The sequence below is a fragment of the Sphingopyxis macrogoltabida genome (assembly GCF_001314325.1).
Lineage (GTDB): Bacteria > Pseudomonadota > Alphaproteobacteria > Sphingomonadales > Sphingomonadaceae > Sphingopyxis > Sphingopyxis macrogoltabida.
In genome coordinates this window covers 199,970-218,756 of the sequence record NZ_CP009430.1, presented here as the reverse complement: position 1 = coordinate 218,756, position 18,787 = coordinate 199,970, and the positions used below count along the sequence as shown (strand labels likewise).

At 64.1% G+C, this 18,787-nt stretch carries 16 protein-coding genes; 10 read left to right on the top strand and 6 right to left on the bottom strand.

Annotated features, from left to right (window positions below; all coding sequences use genetic code 11):
* Positions 1–32 precede the first annotated feature (32 nt).
* From LH19_RS25945 to LH19_RS25930, 4 genes are read left to right on the top strand one after another with little or no spacing between them, the layout of a single operon-like run.
* Entirely contained in the window at positions 33–1,310 is a 1,278-nt protein-coding gene (locus LH19_RS25945) for an FAS1-like dehydratase domain-containing protein (protein WP_054734874.1), read from the top strand.
* A gap of 18 nt (positions 1,311–1,328) precedes the next feature.
* Entirely contained in the window at positions 1,329–2,228 is a 900-nt protein-coding gene (locus tag LH19_RS25940) for an SDR family NAD(P)-dependent oxidoreductase (protein ID WP_054734872.1), read from the top strand.
* Between the two features lie 21 nt (positions 2,229–2,249).
* The gene (locus tag LH19_RS25935) at positions 2,250–3,029 is read left to right on the top strand and encodes an enoyl-CoA hydratase/isomerase family protein (RefSeq protein WP_082396416.1); all 780 of its coding nucleotides are present in this window, start codon (positions 2,250–2,252) and stop codon (positions 3,027–3,029) included.
* 4 nt (positions 3,030–3,033) lie between these two features.
* Positions 3,034–3,903, top strand: coding sequence for an SDR family oxidoreductase (locus tag LH19_RS25930; RefSeq protein WP_054734865.1), 870 nt, complete (start codon positions 3,034–3,036; stop codon positions 3,901–3,903).
* A gap of 15 nt (positions 3,904–3,918) precedes the next feature.
* On the opposite strand, the gene LH19_RS25925 is transcribed toward LH19_RS25930, so the two are convergent.
* A complete protein-coding gene (locus LH19_RS25925) occupies positions 3,919–5,574 on the bottom strand; it encodes an MFS transporter (protein WP_234716221.1) in 1,656 nt (551 codons plus the stop codon).
* Between the two features lie 199 nt (positions 5,575–5,773).
* On the opposite strand from LH19_RS25925, the gene LH19_RS25920 reads away from it, so the two are divergent.
* Entirely contained in the window at positions 5,774–7,351 is a 1,578-nt protein-coding gene (locus LH19_RS25920) for an AMP-binding protein (protein ID WP_054734859.1), read from the top strand.
* 5 nt (positions 7,352–7,356) lie between these two features.
* Here LH19_RS25920 and LH19_RS25915 read toward each other — a convergent pair whose 3' ends face one another.
* Positions 7,357–8,229 carry an SDR family NAD(P)-dependent oxidoreductase gene (locus LH19_RS25915; RefSeq protein ID WP_054735424.1) on the bottom strand — a complete coding sequence of 291 codons (873 nt, stop codon included), beginning with the start codon at positions 8,227–8,229 and terminating at the stop codon, positions 7,357–7,359.
* A gap of 166 nt (positions 8,230–8,395) precedes the next feature.
* On the opposite strand from LH19_RS25915, the gene LH19_RS25910 reads away from it, so the two are divergent.
* Entirely contained in the window at positions 8,396–9,550 is a 1,155-nt protein-coding gene (locus tag LH19_RS25910; protein WP_054734856.1) for an acyl-CoA dehydrogenase family protein, read from the top strand.
* A gap of 11 nt (positions 9,551–9,561) precedes the next feature.
* On the top strand, positions 9,562–10,590 hold the full coding sequence (locus LH19_RS25905; RefSeq protein WP_054734852.1) for an acyl-CoA dehydrogenase family protein: 1,029 nt from the start codon (positions 9,562–9,564) through the stop codon (positions 10,588–10,590).
* A gap of 56 nt (positions 10,591–10,646) precedes the next feature.
* Here LH19_RS25905 and LH19_RS25900 read toward each other — a convergent pair whose 3' ends face one another.
* A complete protein-coding gene (locus LH19_RS25900; protein WP_054734849.1) occupies positions 10,647–11,486 on the bottom strand; it encodes an SDR family NAD(P)-dependent oxidoreductase in 840 nt (279 codons plus the stop codon).
* 179 nt (positions 11,487–11,665) lie between these two features.
* Between LH19_RS25900 and LH19_RS25895 the strand changes: the two genes are divergently transcribed.
* Positions 11,666–12,139: a nuclear transport factor 2 family protein gene (locus LH19_RS25895; protein ID WP_054734846.1), complete on the top strand. Its 474-nt coding sequence runs from the start codon at positions 11,666–11,668 to the stop codon at positions 12,137–12,139.
* Positions 12,136–12,996, top strand: a complete 861-nt coding sequence (locus tag LH19_RS25890) for an SDR family NAD(P)-dependent oxidoreductase (RefSeq protein WP_054734843.1) — start codon at positions 12,136–12,138, stop codon at positions 12,994–12,996. The genes LH19_RS25895 and LH19_RS25890 overlap by 4 nt, the downstream gene beginning before the upstream one ends.
* Positions 12,997–13,041: 45 nt before the next feature.
* Here LH19_RS25890 and LH19_RS25885 read toward each other — a convergent pair whose 3' ends face one another.
* The 3 genes from LH19_RS25885 to LH19_RS25875 form a co-directional block, all read right to left on the bottom strand.
* Positions 13,042–14,022, bottom strand: a complete 981-nt coding sequence (locus LH19_RS25885; protein ID WP_054734839.1) for an NAD(P)H-dependent flavin oxidoreductase — start codon at positions 14,020–14,022, stop codon at positions 13,042–13,044.
* 99 nt (positions 14,023–14,121) lie between these two features.
* Complete coding sequence (locus LH19_RS25880; RefSeq protein ID WP_234716248.1) at positions 14,122–15,063, bottom strand: NAD(P)-dependent oxidoreductase; 942 nt, start codon at positions 15,061–15,063, stop codon at positions 14,122–14,124.
* Complete coding sequence (locus LH19_RS25875; protein ID WP_082396413.1) at positions 14,958–15,911, bottom strand: acyl-CoA thioesterase; 954 nt, start codon at positions 15,909–15,911, stop codon at positions 14,958–14,960. Before LH19_RS25875 ends, LH19_RS25880 begins: the two co-directional genes overlap by 106 nt.
* Before the next feature lie 574 nt (positions 15,912–16,485).
* Between LH19_RS25875 and LH19_RS25870 the strand changes: the two genes are divergently transcribed.
* Positions 16,486–18,762 carry a CoA transferase gene (locus tag LH19_RS25870; protein ID WP_145923681.1) on the top strand — a complete coding sequence of 759 codons (2,277 nt, stop codon included), beginning with the start codon at positions 16,486–16,488 and terminating at the stop codon, positions 18,760–18,762.
* Positions 18,763–18,787: the final 25 nt, after the last annotated feature.

Sequence of the window (18,787 nt, the reverse complement as noted above, 5' to 3'; positions counted from 1 at the left end):
GTTTCACCCACAGCATCTGGATAAGGGACATTATGGCAACGCAACCGCAGGCCGATACCCCGCGCGATATCGATTCGACGATCAGCGACGAGGACATCGAACGGGCCACAGCACAGATCGGCATTCCGCAGCGCCGCTTCGTGAAGGCGTTCAACGAAACCGCAACGACCGATGGCATGCGGCATTTCGCTTTCGGGCTGGTCGGCGACGACAATCCGCTCTGGCACGATCCCGAATATGCGAAGAATACGCGCTGGCGCGGGCCCGTGGCGCATCCCCTGTTCATCCAGACGATGGGAATCAACGAATGCCCGCCCTATTCGCCCGAGCACAAAGCGCTGTTCCGCGGCCTGTTCCGCGGGATCGGCAAATATCTGGCCTCGACCACCTGGACCTTCTTCAAGCCGATCTTCCCCGGCGATGCCGCATATGAGGAATATGTCACTTCGGACATCCAGGTGAAGCAATCGAGCTTCTCGGGAGGCCGCTCGGTCATCGACAGCTACCGTTCGCTCTACGTCGACGCCGCGGGCACGCCGCTGGCAACGCGCGAACATTCGCTCGTCAATGCCGAGCGCAAGGGGTCGAAGGAAAAGGGCAAATATGCCGACCTCGCCCGCCACACCTATACGCCCGACGACATAGCGCGGATCGACGAGGTCTATGCGGCCGAACAGCGGCGCGGCGCGACGATCCGCCATTTCGAGGACGTCCAAGTCGGCGAGGCCTTGACCCCGGTCGCGAAGGGGCCGTTGTCGATGGTCGACCTGATCTGCCGCCATATCGCGACGGGGATGGCCGACGGATATGACATCGGTCCGCTGCGCTATGGCTGGCGCGCACGCGGCAAGATCGCGCCTTTTTACACGCCCGACGCCTGGGGCGTGCCGCAACCGCAACAGCGCGTGCACTGGGACGACAGCCGCGCGCAGGATCTCGGCCTGCCCGGCGGATATGATTATGCGATCATGCGTTTTGCCTGGCTGACGCATCTCCTCACCAACTGGATGGGTGATGATGGCTGGATCGAAAGCTATGGTGTCGAACTGCGCCAGTTCAATTTCGTGGGCGATTTCCACATCATCGGTGGCAGCGTGACGGGCAAGTCGGTCGAGAACGGCCGTCCGACCGTCGAGATCGTGCTGGAAGCGACGAACCAGCGCGGCGACATCACCACGCGCGGAAAGGCAAAAATCCTGCTTCCCTCGCGCGAATATGGTGCGGTCATCCTGCCCGAGGCGCCGCTCGATCTTGTCCGCCGCGGTGCGAATATGATGGCCGAGGCCGCCGCGCGCAAAGCGGCTGGCTGACAAAGGGGACGTATGGACATGGTTGATAAGCTGCGGTTCGACGACGAGGTCGTCATCGTGACGGGCGCGGGCAGCGGGCTCGGGCGCGCCTATGCCCTCGAACTCGCTGCGCGCGGGGCGAAGCTGGTCGTCAACGATCTTGGCGGATCGACCGACGGGAAGGGGTCCGATGCGTCGGCAGCGTCGCGCGTCGTTGCCGAAATCGAGGCCGGGGGCGGCGAGGCGGTGGCGAGCTTCGACAGCGTTGCGACACCCGCGGGCGGAAAGGCGATCGTCGATGCAGCGATCGATAAATGGGGCCGGCTCGACGCCCTGATCTCCAACGCGGGCATCCTGCGCGACCGCAGCTACGCCAAGCTCGATCTGGACGAAGCGCGGTCGGTCGTCGACGTGCATTTTTGGGGCGGCGGCTTTTACGTCGCGCAGCCGGCCTTCGCGGCGATGAAGGAAAGCGGGCGGGGCGGCCGGATTCTTCTGACGACCTCTGCCTCCGGGCTGCTCGGTAATTTCGGCCAAGCGAGCTACGGCGCCGCGAAGATGGGCCTCGTGGGCCTGATGCGGACGTTGCGGATCGAAGGCGAGAAGGCCGGAATCAAAGTCAATGCGCTGGCGCCGATCGCCGGCACCCGCCTGACGGGCGCGCCGGTTGACGACGATGCGCCCAAGGGTCCGGGCAAGGTGGCGCCCATCGCGGTTGCGCTGGCGCACGCCCAATGCCCGACGAACGGCGAGATCTACATGGCGGGCGCCGGCTGGTATTCGCGGGTGATGATCGGCGTTACCGAGGGCTGGGTCTCGCCAGACGCCACGGCCGAAACGATCCTCGCCAACTGGGACAAGGTCTCGGACGCATCGACCTACAGCGAGCCGCGGAGTGCTGGCGATATCAGCACGATCATGCGAAGCATCACGGGATGATCCCTTCAGGAAAGACGGCCGATGACTGACAGCATAGGAATGGACGTCACAGGGGCGGTAGCGGTCATCACGCTCAACCGTCCCGATCGCCATAATGCGATGGACAATGCGATGAGCGCGGCCTTTGGCGAAGCGATCTCGGCTGCGCAGGACGATCCCGCGGTTCGCGCCATTCTGCTGCGCGGCGAAGGCCAATCCTTTTGCACCGGCCGCGACACCGCTGCGCTTGGCGTCCGTGCACCGGGCGTCAGCGATTTTGCGCATGTCAGCAAGAGCCAGAAGCGCAAATTTCAGATTCTCGACAGCCAGAAGCCGTTCGTTGCCGCGATCCGGGGCTATGCGATCGGAGGCGGGTGCGAACTGGCGTTGCAGTGCGACATCCGTGTCGCATCCGAGACGGCAAAATTCTCGCTCCCCGAAATCGATCATGGCATCATTACCGATGGCGGCGGCTCGGTGATTACGGCCGCCGTCGCCGGCGCATCGCGGGCCAAATATCTGCTGATGACGGGCGAACGCATCGACGCGGTGCAGGCGCTGGCCTGGGGCATGGTCGATTTCGTTGTCGCGGATAGCGATCTCGACGCGCGGGCGCTCGAAATCGCGAGCAAGATCGCCGCGCGCCCGCCGATCCATGTCGCGATGGCCAAGCAGCTGATCGACGGCGTGCACGGCGACCAGATACGCCGCGGCATTCGCGAGGAGCTCGTTGCCATATCGGCGCTGTACAAGACAGAGGACCGGCAGGAAGCACGCGCTGCGCGCGCGGAAAAGCGCGATCCCGTTTTCAAAGGACTTTGACCCGATGGCGCTTGCCGAACCCTTTGCCGTCGATCATCCGTTTCTGCCCGCCGACACGTTCAAGGACGATGTTATCCTCGTGACGGGGGGCGGCACCGGGCTCGGTAAGGCGATGGCGCAGATGTTTGCGCGCCATGGAGGCCGGATCGCGATTGCGAGCCGCAAGGAAGAGCATCGCGCGGCGGGGGTCGCGGCGATCGAGGCGCTCGGCGGCGTGGCCATCGGGGTGGCGCTCGACATTCGCGACCCCGATCAGGTGAAGCGTGCCTTTGACGAAATCGAAGCCGCGCTGGGGCCGGTCACGATCCTGATCAACAACGCCGCCGGTCGCTTCATGGCGCCCGCCGAGGACATCACGCCCAATGGTTGGCGCGCGGTCACCCAGATCGTTCTCGATGGCACGTTTTTCTGTTCGCAGGAACTCCACCGGCGCCGGGTGGCCGCCGGCGGCACCGGTGCCATCCTGAACATCGGCGCGACTTTCGCATGGACTGGTGGCCCCGGCTCGGCGCATTCGGCGGCAGCGAAGGCCGCGGTCACCAATCTTACCCAGACGCTTGGCGTCGAATGGGCGATCGACGGGGTGCGGATCAACACGATCGCGCCCGGCTATTTCCCGCATGACGATACCGCTGCCCATATGAAGGGCGACTGGTCGGGCGAGGAAAAGCGGGCGAAGCAGATGCCGGCGGGCCGCGTCGGCCGGTTGCAGGAACTCGCCTGGTCGGCTGTCTTCCTTTGTTCGCCCTATGCCTCCTACATCACGGGCCATACGCTGGTGGTGGACGGCGCGAACTGGCTGCGTCACCGCGCATCGAGCGCGCCGGATTTCGTCCCCGTCCGCGAATGGGCCAGGAAAAGACCGGGCGGCTGACGCCGGCTTCGTTCGTCAGGGCGTCGATACGCCCGATGGCGCGATCGGCAGGAGGCCATGGTCGGGCGTCGCCTCCTTCCAGCGAACCGACCCCATCGGGCGTTCGAGCATGATCGTTGCGCGGATCGCCTCGGGACCCGCATGCAGGGCGGCGACTTCCTTCTGGATTTGCGCTTCCTTGACAGTTGGCCGATCGCGCTGGCGGAGGAAATCGAGCCATGTCGCGCAGACATAACGTTCGCGCCAGATCCACGGATCGCGAATGTCGCGGGCGACCGAGCAGGAGCGCGCGCCGTTGCGCTTCCGGCTCCGCTGCAGTTCCTGGACCAGAATGTAGAACTGGCGCGCCCGGTCCGGCGCGATGCGATAGTCGATCTCGACCGCGATCGGCCCGCTGCGCGGGGTCAGCGCGAGCGCCGCGGACAGCTCCTTTCGCTGCGCCGACATTTCCTTGTCTTCGACATTGACGATCGGCATCGGCATCCATCGACCGAGGATCAAAGCCACCAGAACCAGAAGCGCGGCCGATGCATAAAGCGCGCCCGCGAGTCCGATTTCGGTTGCCGCCCGACCCCACGCCCAGCCACCGAGTGCGATGCCGCCGGCCGTCGCGGCCTGGAACGTCGCGAGGGTTCGCCCGGCAACCCAGCGCGGCGCCGTCAACTGGATGCTGATATTGCAGATTGCCACCGATATGAGCCAGCACGCGCCCGCCACTGCGAGTGCGAGCGAGGTGACGATCTGGGAATGGCTGCTGCCGACCACGACAGCCATCGTCGCAAGGCTGAGGCTGCAAAGCCGCATGATCGCTTCGGTCGAGAATTTCGCGCGCAACGAAGCCAGCGCCAGACCGCCGAGGACGGCCCCGATCCCGAACGCGCCAAGCAGCAGGCCAAAGATCCGGGAATCGCCGTGCAATATGTCCCGTGCGATCAGCGGCAGTAGGGCGGCAATCGCGGTTCCGGCAAAGGCCGCCGAAAATGTCCGCCATAACGGCGTCCGGATGCGCGGCGAGTGCAGGACATAGCGGAGCCCGGCGACGGTGGCTTCGATCAGCCTTTCAGGTGGCAGTCGCGGGATTTCCCGCGCGCGCTTCCACAGGATCATCACCGCGATCAATGGCAGATAGCAGACGGCGGCGGCGATGAACGCCGCGGCGACGCCGGCCCACGCGACGATGACGCCGCCGATCGCCGGGCCGAAGCTGCGCGCGACATTGAAACTGACGCTGTTGAGCGCGATCGCGCTGGGAAGCAGCGCCGGAGTGACTTGTTCGCCGACCGACGCCTGCCACGACGGACCGAACAGCGCCATTCCGCTGCCGACAAGGAAGGTGAAAATCAGAAGGCTTGCGGGGCCGACCTGCCCCCCGAACACCGCAATCGATAACAGGACCGAACCGACAAGCGATGCGATGATCGAGAAGAGAATGACGAGGCGCCGGTCATATATATCGGCAATGGCGCCGGCAGGCAGGGCGAAAAGCGTGATCGGGAGGGTGAGCGCGGTCTGTACCAGCGCGACCTGTTCGGGAGTGCCGTTCATCTCGACCATCGCCCAGCCGGCGCCCACGCCCTGGATCATCCGTCCGGTGTTGGACAGCAGGCTTGCCGTCCAGATCCTCCGGAACAGGTCTTGCCTGAGCGGTTCGATCATTTCGGTGGAGATCATGCCGGCATCCGTCCCCTCATGCGACATGCCTCGTCCGCAGCGGGCCGAAACCGCGAGCCGGCGTGTCAATGAGGCGATCTTGCCAATGAAGGGGCCGATAATCCTATGCGTAATCGCGCCCGCCGGGCACATCTCGGCAATAGTCGGTGTCGTTGTTTCCCGATAGCAAGGCATCATGCAATTGCGCGCGGACAGAGACTTGCAATCACGATGGCGCGCCGACGGCCATTGGCGAGACCAGACGCTCGATCAAGCCTTCGAAGCCGCTGCGGGTCGCCATCCCGACATTCTGCTGACCATCCATGCCGCCGGAAATCCGCGCTCCATTTCGCTTGGGGACTTGCGCGAGCGCGGGCAGGCGCTCGCGGGGGCGCTGCACAGCCTCGGACTGACGGCCGGCGACGTCGTGGCGATGCAGCTTCCCAATTCGATCGAGACGGCGCTCGTCTATCAGGCCGCGGCGGCGCTCGGCTGTATCATCCTGCCGATCGTTCCGATTTACGGACCGCACGAGCTCGGTTTCGTGCTGCGCGACGCGCGCGCGAGAATCCTGTTCGTGCCCGACCGGTGGCGACACACCGACTGCGTCCAGCGCGTCCGGGACATCGGCAACGTGCCTGATCTCGAGGCGGTCGTCGTCATCGGTGACGGCGATGCTGGCGAATATATGCCCTGGGGCGATTTCGAACAGCGGGCAGGGGCAGGCATCTGGCCTGGCGTCAGCGCGGACGATCCGGCCTTCATGGTCTATACGTCGGGGACGACCGCCAATCCAAAGGGCGTGCTCCACAGCGCCAACACGCTCCTGGCCGAGGTGTGGCAAAGCTATCCCGATCAGGACCCCGGCAGCCGCGTCATGTCGCCCTATCCCGCGGGCCATGTCGCGGGCGCGCTCGGCGTGCTCGCGCACGCAGCTGCGGCGCGGCGAACGATATTGTTCGAAACCTTCGATGCCGAGGCGGCCGCCCGCTATGTCGGCGCCGAGCGCATAACCCACACTGCGGGAACCCCCTTTCACTATCTTGCCCTGCTCGACGCCGCGGACGCGCTTGGCTGCGACATGGGGTCGCTGCGCGCGTGCGGTACCGGGGGCGCGACCGTCCCCGAGTCGCTGGTGGAGCGCGCCGAAGCCGCCGGAATCCACATGTTCCGTCGCTACGGGATGAGCGAGCACCCGACCGTCACGCAAGGCGCGGATGGCGATCCCCTGCACGACCGCATGACGACCGATGGCCGGTTGCGGCCGGGTGTCGAGGTCCGGATCGTCGACGACCATGGCAACGACGTCGAGACGGGACAAGAGGGCGAAGTCGCGACGCGCGGCCCCGACATGTTCCTCGGCTACAGCGACCCCGCGATCGACGCCGCTGCCTGGCTGCCCGGCTGCTGGTTTCTGTCGGGCGACATCGGACGTCTCGACGAGGCAGGCCTCCTTGCCATCACCGATCGCAAAAAGGACATCATCATTCGCGGCGGCGAGAATATCTCTTCGCGTGAGGTCGAGGAATTGCTGCTCCGGATCCCCGGGGTTCGCGAGGCCGCCGCCGTGGGCTATCCCGACGAGCGGCTTGGCGAGCGCATCTGTGCCTATTTGATTGTCGACGCCCGCCTCGACCTCGATCTGGCGGCCATCGACGCCGCGTTCCGGCGCTTTGGCGCAGCCCGGCAGAAGACGCCCGAACGGGTCATCCTCGCGCAAGATTTGCCGCGGACGCCGGCGGGAAAGATCAAGAAGGCCGAGCTGCGCCGCGAATTGCGCGAGGTCGCGTCGCCCTAGGCCGGTCAGGCGCGCATCAGGCTGGGCGGGCCTTCGTCGCGCGGCAACAGGACCAGGCCTTTCTCGACCGCTTCGGCCAGTGCACGTGCCGAGAAATCGGCATCGGGAACGAGCGCCGGTCCGCGCTCGAGCCGTACCTCGCGTACGATGCCGCCGCCTGCGACGATCGTCTTGCCCGTCTGATCACCCGACAGCGAACTGACCATGTACAGCACGACTTCGGCAACCCTGTCGGTCGTGTAGACGGCTTTGTAAGCGTCGTCGGTGACGGCCTCGGTCAGCCGCGTGTTGGCGGCGGGCGCGAGTGTCCAGACGCGGATGCCGTATTTCTGGCCTTCGAGCGTCAATGTGTTCGAAAAACCCCAGACACCGCCCTTTGCCGCGCCATAATTTCCCTGTCCGAACTTGCCCGAGAGACCCGAGGTCGACGTCGTGTTCACGACGACGCCGCCGCCGTTTTCGCGCATCCAGGCAAAAACCGGCTTCGTTACGCAGAAAGTGCCTTTCAGATGGACGTGCATGACATCATCCCAGTCGGCTTCATCCATCTTGATGAGAGTCCGGTCACGCAGGATCCCGGCGTTGTTGACGAGGATGTCGGCGCGGCCAAAAGCAGAAATCGCGGTCTCGAAAATTGACTGGCCGCCCGCCATAGTGCCGACATCGGCGGCATTCGCGACGGCGCTGCCACCTGCCGCGACGATCTCCCGCACCACTTCGTTCGCGCTGTCCGACACCGGATCCCCGCCGGCGGAGGGAACGCCATAATCGTTGACCACGACCTTCGCGCCTTCGCGCGCCAACAGCATGGCATAGGCCCGCCCGAGCCCGCCGCCCGCTCCGGTCACAATCGCTACCTTACCATCCAGCAAACCCATGGCGCACTCCTTGTTCATCCGCGTTCGCTGGCTGGCATAACGGCTGATGCGCGCCTGGTTATTGCCAAGCTGCATCGCGCCGGTCGAACTTCGCATAATTGGCCGGGCGAACTTGGGTTAGGGAGATGGGGTGCGCTGGCGCACGGACAGCTTGGGAAGAGGCAGGATGAATCTGGATTATACGGCCGAGGACGAACTATTCCGGGCCGAAGCGCGCGAATGGCTCGATGCGAATGTGCCGCGCGAGATCCGACCTCCCGATGGGCCGGGCATGCGCGATTTCGATCTTGGCTGGCAGCGCAAGCAGTTCGAAGGCGGCTGGGCCGGCGTGTCATGGCCGGTAGAATATGGCGGGCGCGGACTGTCGCTCACGCATCAGCTTATCTGGTACGAGGAATATGCCAAGGCTGGCGGACCCAACGCCGAGCTGCTGTTCGTCGGCTGCAACCATGCCGCCCCGACGATCATGGCACGCGGCACCGAAGAGCAGAAATCATATCATCTTCCGAAAATCCTGAGTGGCGAAGTCGCCTGGTGCCAAGGCTTTTCGGAACCCAATAACGGGTCGGATCTTGGCGGCCTGAAATGCCGGGCGGAGATCGTCGGGGACGAGCTTGTCGTCAACGGGTCGAAAATCTGGACAAGCTCGGCGCACTTGGCCGACTGGCAGGAACTGCTCGTTCGCACCGATCCGGCCGCGCCAAAGCATAAAGGGATCAGCTGGGTCATCTGCGATATGCAAACGCCGGGCATCGAGCTGCGCCCGATCCTGATCATGACCGCGCCGGGCCATCATCATTTCAACCAGGTTTTCTACACCGACGTGCGGATTCCGCTGTCGAACGTCGTTGGCGAAGTGAACGACGGTTGGAACGTCGCCATGTCGACGCTCGGGTTTGAGCGTGGCACCGCGGGTATGCTCGAAAATATCCGCTATGGCGCGGTCGTGGAGCGGCTGGTCGATATGGCGCGTCAACGGCTCGGCGCCGGTGCGCTCGAGAACGACGACATCGGCCAGAGGCTGGCGCAGCTTAGAGCCGAGGTTACTGCCGTTCGTGCCATGACCTACCGCATCGCTTCGCGCGCGGCGATCGCGCCGCCGGGTTCCGAAGCCTCGCTCGCGCGCGCCTTTTTCAGTCAGCTGCAGCAGCGGATCCGCCGTATTGCGCTCGACATCATCGGCCCGGACTCGATCGAGCTACCCGACGACGATCCCTGGATCCGCCCCTATTTGCGGACCTACAGCAACACGATTGCCGCGGGCACGTCGGAGATCCAGCGTAACATCATCGGCGAGCGCGTGCTCGGCCTGCCGCGATAAGGTTATTTTTCATGAATTTGCTTCCCACCGAAGAACAGCAGCAAATCGTCGACATGGTGCGCGGCTTTCTTGCCGACAACGCGCCCCTCGATCGTCTCCGTCCCGACAAGTTCGGCCAGATCGGCAATCCCGATGCGGCGCTCTGGCCAAAGATGGCCGAACTCGGCATCCTCGGCCTCGGTGTGCCCGAAGACGGCGGCGGTCTCGGTCTGTCTGCGGTCGAAGAGGCGCTGACGTACATCGAGTTCGGGCGAGCGCTCGTCTCCGTCGGCGTGCTCGGCGCGACGCTCGGCGCCCATCTTGCCGCACGCCATGCTCCCGATGTTGCTGTGGCGATCATGGGCGGAAGCACAGCGGTCGGGCTGGCGACGCCGCGCGGGACCGTCGAGCACAGCGAAGGCGGGTTTTCGGGCGAGTTCCATCTGATCGAGGCCGATGAGGCCGAATTTGTGCTGCTGCTGACCAGCGAAGCGATCGCCCTGTTCCGCAAGGAGGACTTTACCGACCGGAGCGAGCGGCTCAGCATGGACAGTCATATGCGGCTGATGCGCGCACGGCTGGACGACAGCAAGGCGCTCCGCTGGTCTTCGGTCAAGGACGGCATTGATCATGCGCGCGCCAATCTGCTGATCGCGGCCTATGCTACCGGGCTTGCAGAAGTGGCGCTTGCGGGGGCGGTCGATTATGCGAAGGTCCGCGAACAGTTCGGCAAGCCGATCGGCTCCTTCCAGGCGATCAAGCATAAATGCGCAGACATGGCGATCGCCGCCGAAGTCGCCTCCTGTCAGGTCTCGTTTGCTTCGGTAATCCTTGCGAAGGACAGCGAGGAATCGCGATTTCATGCGCTCGCGGCGCGCATCGTCGCGGTCGACGCTGCGCTCAAGAATGGCGCGACGGGGATCCAGGTCCATGGTGCGATCGGCTTCACCGCCGAGGTCGAGGCGCATCTGTTCGTCAAGCGCGCCCATCTGATCGATTTTATCGGGGGCGATCAGCGCGTCCAGAAAGGGCAGTTCATTGGCGCCGACGCCGTTATGTAATCGGGCGGGCGCCGTTGGCGCCCGCCCCGTAACGGCTGTTATCCCGGCATTCGCGCTCAACTGCGGTGGCGGTCGTCCTTGTCGGGTGTGAATTTGTCGGTGAGCTTGTTCGGCTGCGCATGCAGGTTGCGGCCGCCGTCGACCGGCACGATGGCGCCGGTTGTAAAGGAACTCGCCTCGCTTGCCAGGAAGGTCGCAACCGACGCGATTTCTCGGGTCGTGCCGGCACGTTTCATCGGCAGCCGTTCGGTGAAGGTTTTGGTGACGGCGGGATCCTGGAACAACGCCTGCGCGCCGCTCGAATCGATGAGGCCGGGCGAGATGATATTCGCCCGGATATTTTCCTGTCCAAACTCCGCGGCGAAATTCTGGATCAGCTTGGCCTCCGCCGCGCGGATGCACGAATAGACTGATCGCTCGGACGTCGCCTCGAACGCCGAGCCCGATCCGATGAAGATGATCGACCCTTCTCCGGCCTTCTGCATTTCGCGAATACACATGCTTGCGATCCAGAAACGACTCTTGAATACATAGAGATACTGGGCGTCGAGTTCTTCGTCGGGTGTATCGAGCGACGATCCGAAGAAGGGGCGCACGGTGGGTGATGCGACCAGCGTCGTCACTTTGCCGAACTTGGCCACCGTGGCATCGACGACCGATTGAAGCTGGTCCTTAATCGTCATGTCGGCTGCGCAGGCCGCAGCGATCTCCTCGCCTTTGCCGAACCGTTCGTTAAGCGATTTGGCGACGGCCTCTGTGTCGGCTGCGGTCCGGCTGCTGATCATGATTTTCGCGCCGCTGGCCGCGAACATCTCCGCGATCTTCAGGCCCATGCCCTGCGTTCCGCCGACGATGATGGCGACCTTGCCCGTCAAGTCGAACTTGTCGTTGCTCACACGAATCTCCCATGAATTTGCATTTTTCCTGGTTGGACATTCGTCGCACCCGCGGTCGACCGGAAAGGGGCGGGTCGCGCAAAGGGCGACGACTTTCCCCTCAATGCAGCGATGGAAAATTCCCGGCGTTCGCCGCAAAATGAAGACCAATCATAGAGTGATCAAAGGAGATATGGGCCGTGAACGCAGCCGAAGACGAACTGGCGATCCGCAGTCTTGCCGCGGCCTATACCGATGCGGTCAACCGGCGTGACGGCGAAGGGATGGCGGCGGTTTATGCCGAGGACGGCATCCTCCATTCACCCGCCGCGGGTGAACCGCTCCAAGGTATCGAAAAGCTGCGCAAGCGCTTCAAGCGGCTGGTCGAGGTCGAACGCGAGTTCCTGATGCAGCTCACCCATTCGGGGGTGGTCGCGCTCGATGGCGACCGCGCGACCGCGCGCTGGTGGTTCAGCGAGATCAAGCGGCCGACGGGTGGCGCGTTCGAAATGATCTTCGGCGTCTATCAGGATGAGATAGTGCGGACGCCGGCCGGCTGGCGCTTCGCCCGGCGAACGGTCGACGCGCCGCTGCGCTGGGAATTGCCGAGCCCGCCGCAAAGCTTTGGCCCGCTTCCAGCCTTCTTGCCGCTGACAGGGCTTCCCACGCCATGAGCGAGACCGGGCTCGATCTAAGCGGACAGGTCGCGATCATCACCGGCGGCGGCGGCGGGATTGGCCGCGCCTGCGCGCTCCGGCTTGCCGATTTCGGTGCCGACATCGTCGTCGCCGATATTTTCCCCGAGCGAAACGCTGAAGTCTGCGATCGCGTCCGCGAGCGGGGCCGCAAGGCCCTGGGGGTCGCGACCGACATGATGGACACGGCCCAGATCGCAGCGATGGTCACAAAGGCTGAGGGCGAGTTCGGTCGTATCGACATTCTTGTCAACAATGTCGGCGGCGTCGCACACAAGATGTTTGCCGATCAGGGCGAGCGCAGCTGGCGGCGGCACATCGACATTAACTTCGTCAGCTTTCTTGCTGCCACCTCGGCGGTTATCCCGATCATGGTGAAGGGTGGACGCGGGGGTTCGATCGTCGGCATTTCCTCGATCGAAGGCACGCGGGCTGCACCGGGCTATGCGGTTTATGCTGCGTGCAAGGCTGCGATGATCAATTTCACGCAATCGATGGCGCTTGAATTGTCGGACGACGCGATTCGCGTCAACACCGTGTCGCCGGATCACACGGTCACCCCGGGCGGGCGCGGCAATCGCAGCGGTCCCGTCGATCCTTCAACCTGGGTCCAGCGCAGTCCCGAGGCCCAGGAGGCGATGAACCGGCTGATCCCGCTCGGCCGTGAAGGCGTCGATATCGAGTGCGGCGATGCGGTTGCCTTTTTATGCTCGTCGATGGCGCGATATATCACGGGCATCAACCTGCCCGTCGACGGCGGCACTGCCGCTGCCGCCGGATGGCAGCGCACCCCTTCGCGTCAATGGACCCAGATTCAGGGGCAGGCGCGCGGGTGAGGGCTGACGGTCGGCGATGACGCCGACCGTCAGCGGAAACGGGCTTTATCCCCGGAGCGACGCGAGCCGCTGATCGACGATCGTATCGGCTTCGGCGATGATCCGGTCGATCAATTGCTGGCAGGTCGGGATGTCGTGGATCAGCCCCTGGACCATGCCCGCCCAGAACACGCCTTTCGACAGATCGCCGGTCCGGAGCAATTCGCGGCCCGCCGCGCCTGCCACCAGATTCTGGACATCGCCGAACTGCGCATCGGGCTGCGACAGGCGGCGCACCACCTCCTCGCTGACCGGGCTCTTGCCGACGCGTGCGGTATTCTTGAAGTTGCGGAAGATCAGGAAGCTGCCGCGTTCGTCATTGTCGATATAGGCTTGCTTCACATTGTTATGGATCGGGGCCTCGACGGTGGCGCAGAAACGCGTGCCCATGTTGATGCCCTCCGCACCCAGAGCGAGCGCGGCGACGAGGCCACGGCCATCGCCGAAGCCGCCGCTCGCGAGCATCGGGATCTTCACCTTGTCGGCGGCGGTTGGAATCAGGATCAGGCCCGGAATATCGTCCTCGCCCGGATGGCCGGCGCATTCGAACCCGTCGATCGAGATGATGTCACAACCCGCGCGCTCGGCCGACAGCGCATGGCGCACCGCGGTGCATTTGTGGAGGATGGTGACGCCATGCGGTTTCAGCATCTCCCAGATTTCGCGCACCGCCTGCGTTCCCGCGGTCTCGACGATCTTGACCCCGCCGTCGATGATCGCCTGTGCATAGGCCCTGTAATCGGGTGCGTTAATCGTCGGGAAGACGGTCATGTTCACCCCGAACGGCTTGTCGGTCATCGCGCGGCAGCGTTCGATCTCGGCGCTGAGCGCCACGGGCGTCGGCTGGGTCAGTGCAGTCAATATGCCAAGCCCGCCGGCGTTCGACACTGCCGCAGCAAGCTCGGCATAGCCGACGCTCTGCATCCCGCCCTGGACGATCGGATGCTCGATTTCGAGCATTTCGGTGATGCGTGTCCTGAAAGCCATCGTGTCTCCTTTTGCCGGTGAAAGTCCGGCGTATTTAAATGGGAAATACGGCGAAGAAGGGCCCTTTTTGGACCGTAGCCGTACCGTCGATACTGCGCCTCAGGATTGGCCGAGCCGGCCTGCGAAATCGGCAATCTTCGCCTGCGCCGAACGCGACATGGCGAGAAGGGGGGAATCGCCCAACCCTTTCGCTTCGGCCACCTCGCCGAGATGGTGGACGTCTTTTGGCAGATTGCTGCCCGGGCCGCTGATCTTGCGGAACGTTCGCGGGTCGGCGACGATTCCGAGGCCGCCGCTCGCGCCCGAACTGAGTTTCATGACCTCAATGGCAACCTGCCGATCCATCCCGAGTTGTTCGGCGAGATCGAGTGCATCGATACTGGCGACGACGTTGGCATAAGCCAGATTGTTGTTCAGCAGCTTGATCAACTGTCCCGATCCGACGGGTCCCAAATGGGCAACGAGACGCGCGAAGCTGTCGAAGACCGGTCGTGCTAGATCAAGCGCCTCGTCCGTCCCGCCGACCATGACGGTCATCGTTCCGGTTTTTGCGCCATTATGTCCACCGCTGACCGGAGCATCGAGGACATGAACGCCGCGTTCCCGGGCGGCGGCGTCGATATCGACTACGGTTTCGGGCAAGAGGGTCGAATGGATTGCGAGGACTGACCCGGGACGCATGGCGCCGAGAAGGCCGGAGTCGATCGTGACCTCCCGCACATCGCCGTCATTCACCACGCAGATACCGATAATATCGCATTCGGCCGCCAGCGCGGCAGGCGTTGTCGCGACTTTCGCCGGCGTGTCGGAAAAGGCCACGGTACTGGCCTCCCGCCGTGCCCAGATCGTGAGCGGAAATCCGGCGTCGACTATCCGGCGGGCGATCGGCGCGCCCTGGTCGCCGAGGCCGATAAATCCTGCGGTCGTCTTCTTGGTCATTTCGTTCTCCCTGAAGCTTGATGTTGGTGGAGGCGCAGCAACCCCTCCTGCGCGACGCTTGCGATCAATCGCCCCGTGCGATCGAATATCCGTCCCCGGCACAGCGCGCGGGCGCCACCGGCCCACGGGCTGTCCAGAGAATAGAGCATCCAGTCACCGAAGTGGGGCTGGGCGTGGATCCAAAGGCTGTGGTCCAGGCTGGCATTTTGAATTTTCGTCGTCGACCAATGGACCCCGTGCGGCAGCAACGCCGTACTCAACAGCATCATGTCAGAGACATAAGCGAGTATGGCGCGGTGGAGCAGCATGTTGTCGGGAACGGGGGCCACGGGCCTGAACCAGAAATGCTGGATTGCCGGACGCGGCGCCGGGTCGATAAAATTCCGCGGCGTCACGGGCCGCAACTCGATCGGCATCCGTCGCAGCGCGAAATCGCGAACCCTGTCGATCATCGCAGCGGATTGATCACGCCGGATATCTTCCTCGCTGCGCAGGCCTTCCGGAGGCGCGACATCGGGCATTTGATCCTGATGGACATAGCCTGGTTCGGCGATGTGAAAGGATGCCCCCATGGTAAAGATCAGGGTATCACCCTGATACGCGGAGACGCGGCGAGACGAAAAACTCTCGCCATCCCGGTCTCGCTCGACGCGATAGTCGATCGGCATGTCGGGACGTCCCGCACGCAGAAAATAGCCGTGCATCGAATGGGGCAGGCGATCGGCACCGACCGTATGCGATCCTGCCGTCAGAGCCTGGGCGAAGACTTCGCCGCCGAAGAGGCGCTGCCATGCCTTCGCAGGCAACGCGCTCTGGAACTTGTCCGCTCCGGATCCGGCGAGTGAAAGTGAGGTGATTAGCTCCGCGATCAAGCCGCCGGCATCGCCTTCGGCCGTGCGGTAGCCGGTCTCGGGCACGTTTTTGCCGGTCACATATCCGTCTGCGGTCATCGGCCATCCTCATCATCGGCAACGCCGGCTACCATGCTCGCGCCGCCTCGCCAGCGCACGCGCAACTATTAGGCCAACTGCGCTGCAGCGCGCCCGAGGCTCACATCAATGGCGCCACGGTAAAGAAATCGCGGTGAGATGGCCGCAGTCGGCGCGCCATGGCCCATCGCTCGTAGGTTATGCCCGCTTCGACCGCTCGATAATTTGCGAATAATTGTCGCATTTCTATGTCAGGTTGGCCCACAACGTCCGTTCGTGGCGCCGTCGGTTCAAGCAAGCGCCTGCGCGAATCCGCGCGGCAAATTGTCGAGCGCTGCCTTCGAAGCGAGGGCAGCTGGTTGCGACGGCTTTGCCGCGATCGTGTTGAGAATTTGCGCCTCGATCCGGTGATGAGTCCGCGTCGCCCCGACAGCTCATTTGCCATGTTTCCTCGCGCTTTCCTTTATGGCCGGTACGGCACTCCGGTTGCCCGCCGACCGCATCGACGCTGGTAGGGGCTTTTCCGAATCCCTATATTTGTGATACCTATTCAATAATAATGGCACTCGCCAAGACCAATGCGGAAAGGGTGCAAATGGGTGAGGGAATTCTGAGCGGCGTTCGCGTGGTCGAGATTGACGGCGGGCAGGCGCTTTCGGTCGCTGGTTTGTTGCTCGCGGAAGCCGGCGCCGAGGTGATCAAGGTCGAGGCGGATCGGGGCGCGCGGGGCGCCGCGTCGTTCGCCGTCTGGAATCGTAGCAAGAAGAGCGTCCACCTTGATATCGGGACGGCTGGTGGGCGCGCGTCGCTTGACCGCCTGCTGCGTGCGGCCGACGTTCTGATGACCGACTGGCCGGCGGACCGCCAGAACCGCGCCAGGCTGGACGAAGCGTCGCTCGCGGACCTGTATCCGCACCTCATACATACGGCGATCGGCGGCTGGCCGGCGAACCATCGGCTCGCCAATCGTCCGGTCGACGACACCATCGTGCTCGCCGAGTCGGGACTGATGGACGAGCAGCGGGGCGTGCGGGACGGACCCATTTATCTGCGCTTTCCTCTCGGAAGCTGGGGCGCAGCCTATCTCGCGGCGATCGGCGTCGTGTCGCGACTGATCCAGGCCGGCAGGGGCGGCGGGGCGGGGCCGGTTTCGACCAGCCTCGTGCAGGGGGCGCTGCTACCGACCGCGATGCTCTGGCGCCGGGCGGAATTTGCATCCTCGGCGCTGGTTGACAGCATGAACAAGGAGATGCGTTCGCCACAGTTCGAATGCGGCGACGGCGTCTGGATCCACGTCAAGGCACCGCCCGACGATGCGCCGCTTATGCGCGCCGCGCTCGCCGGGCTCGGGCCCAACAGGATTGCCGAACTCAACCGGGGGTGGCCGAGCAATCATACGTGCATCAACTGGGGCGCCAATGCCCATATCTTCAAAACGCGTCCCAGTGCCGAATGGCTGGCCGACCTGTGGGGTGCGGACGTGCCGGTGCAGGCGGACGTGCCGATGGGGGCAATCTACCGCGATGAACAGGCACTGGCGAATGGCTATGTCGTCGATGTCGAGGATCCGGAACTGGGAAAGACGCGGCAACCCGGCGTGCCCTGTACGGTCGATCCGCCGATGCGCGTCCGCTCGGCGGCGCCCGGACTTGGAACCACGCCGATTACGGTGTGGGACGACGCGCCTACGCCGGATCGCAAGTGGGTCGATGATTCCCTTCCGCTGGCGGGCGTCCGCATCGCGGACTTCGGTTCCTTCGTCGCGGGGCCGCTCGCGCCGATGATCCTGGGTGATCTTGGCGCGGACGTCATCAAGATCGAGGGGACCGGCGGCGATGTCATGCGCCGGGTCGAAGGGGCGTTTCTGGGGGCGCATCGAGGCAAGCGATCACTTGCGCTCGATCTGAAGTCGCCAGCGGCCGCCAAGGTTGTCGAAAGGCTCGTCCGATGGGCGGACATTGTTCACCACAATATCCGCATGCCTGCCGCATGGCGCATCGGGCTCGCTAACGATCAGGTGATGGCGATCAGCCCCGACGTTATTTTTTGCCATGTCAGCTCCTATGGACCGGTCGGGCCGCGCAAGGATTGGCCAGGTTATGATCAGCTGTTCCAGGCGCAGTCGGGCTGGGAATATGAAGGGGCGGGCGAGGGCAATCCCCCAATGTGGCATCGCTTCGGCATGATGGACCATCAGGCGGGACTGGCATCGGCGCTCTCAATGCTGCTGGCGCTTTATCACCGCGACCGGACCGGGCAACGACAGGCCGCCGCGGGGTCCTTGCTTGGCGCGAGCGTGATGACGGTCAGCGAGATGGTGATGTTGGATGACGGTGCACTCTCGCCCGTTCCGCGGCTCGATTCCCGCCAGATGGGCGTGGACCCCGGACGCCGGCTTTATGCGGTGAAAGACGGATGGGTGGCGCTGGTTGCGGAACAGGATGGAGCGCTCTCCCGTTTGTGCGATCTGGCGGGCGCCGATCATGTGGCCGGTCTCGAGGAAAGCTTGGCGGACGTCGACATGGAATCGGTGATCGCGATGGCGGCGGCTGCGGGAGGATGCGCCGTTGTGGCGCATCGCGATCACTGCAACGCCTTTTTCGACGATCCGGATAACCGGCGTCTGGGACTTGTTCAGATATATCGGCATGCGCGGCTGGGGCGGCTCGAACTTCCCGGCGCGTTTTTGCATTTTGGCCCGCGCCCGGCCATCGGCGACTTGCCGCCGCCCGACGTCGGTGAGCATAGTCGGCCAGTCATGAGCGAGATCGGGGTGACGGCGGAAGAAGCCGAAGAGTTGATCGCGGCGGGCGCCGTGCATGACGGGGGTCATGGCGCCGGCGCGATGGTCTTTCGGTCTACCGCGGTGTGATTTGCCATTGCGGAGGATAATATAA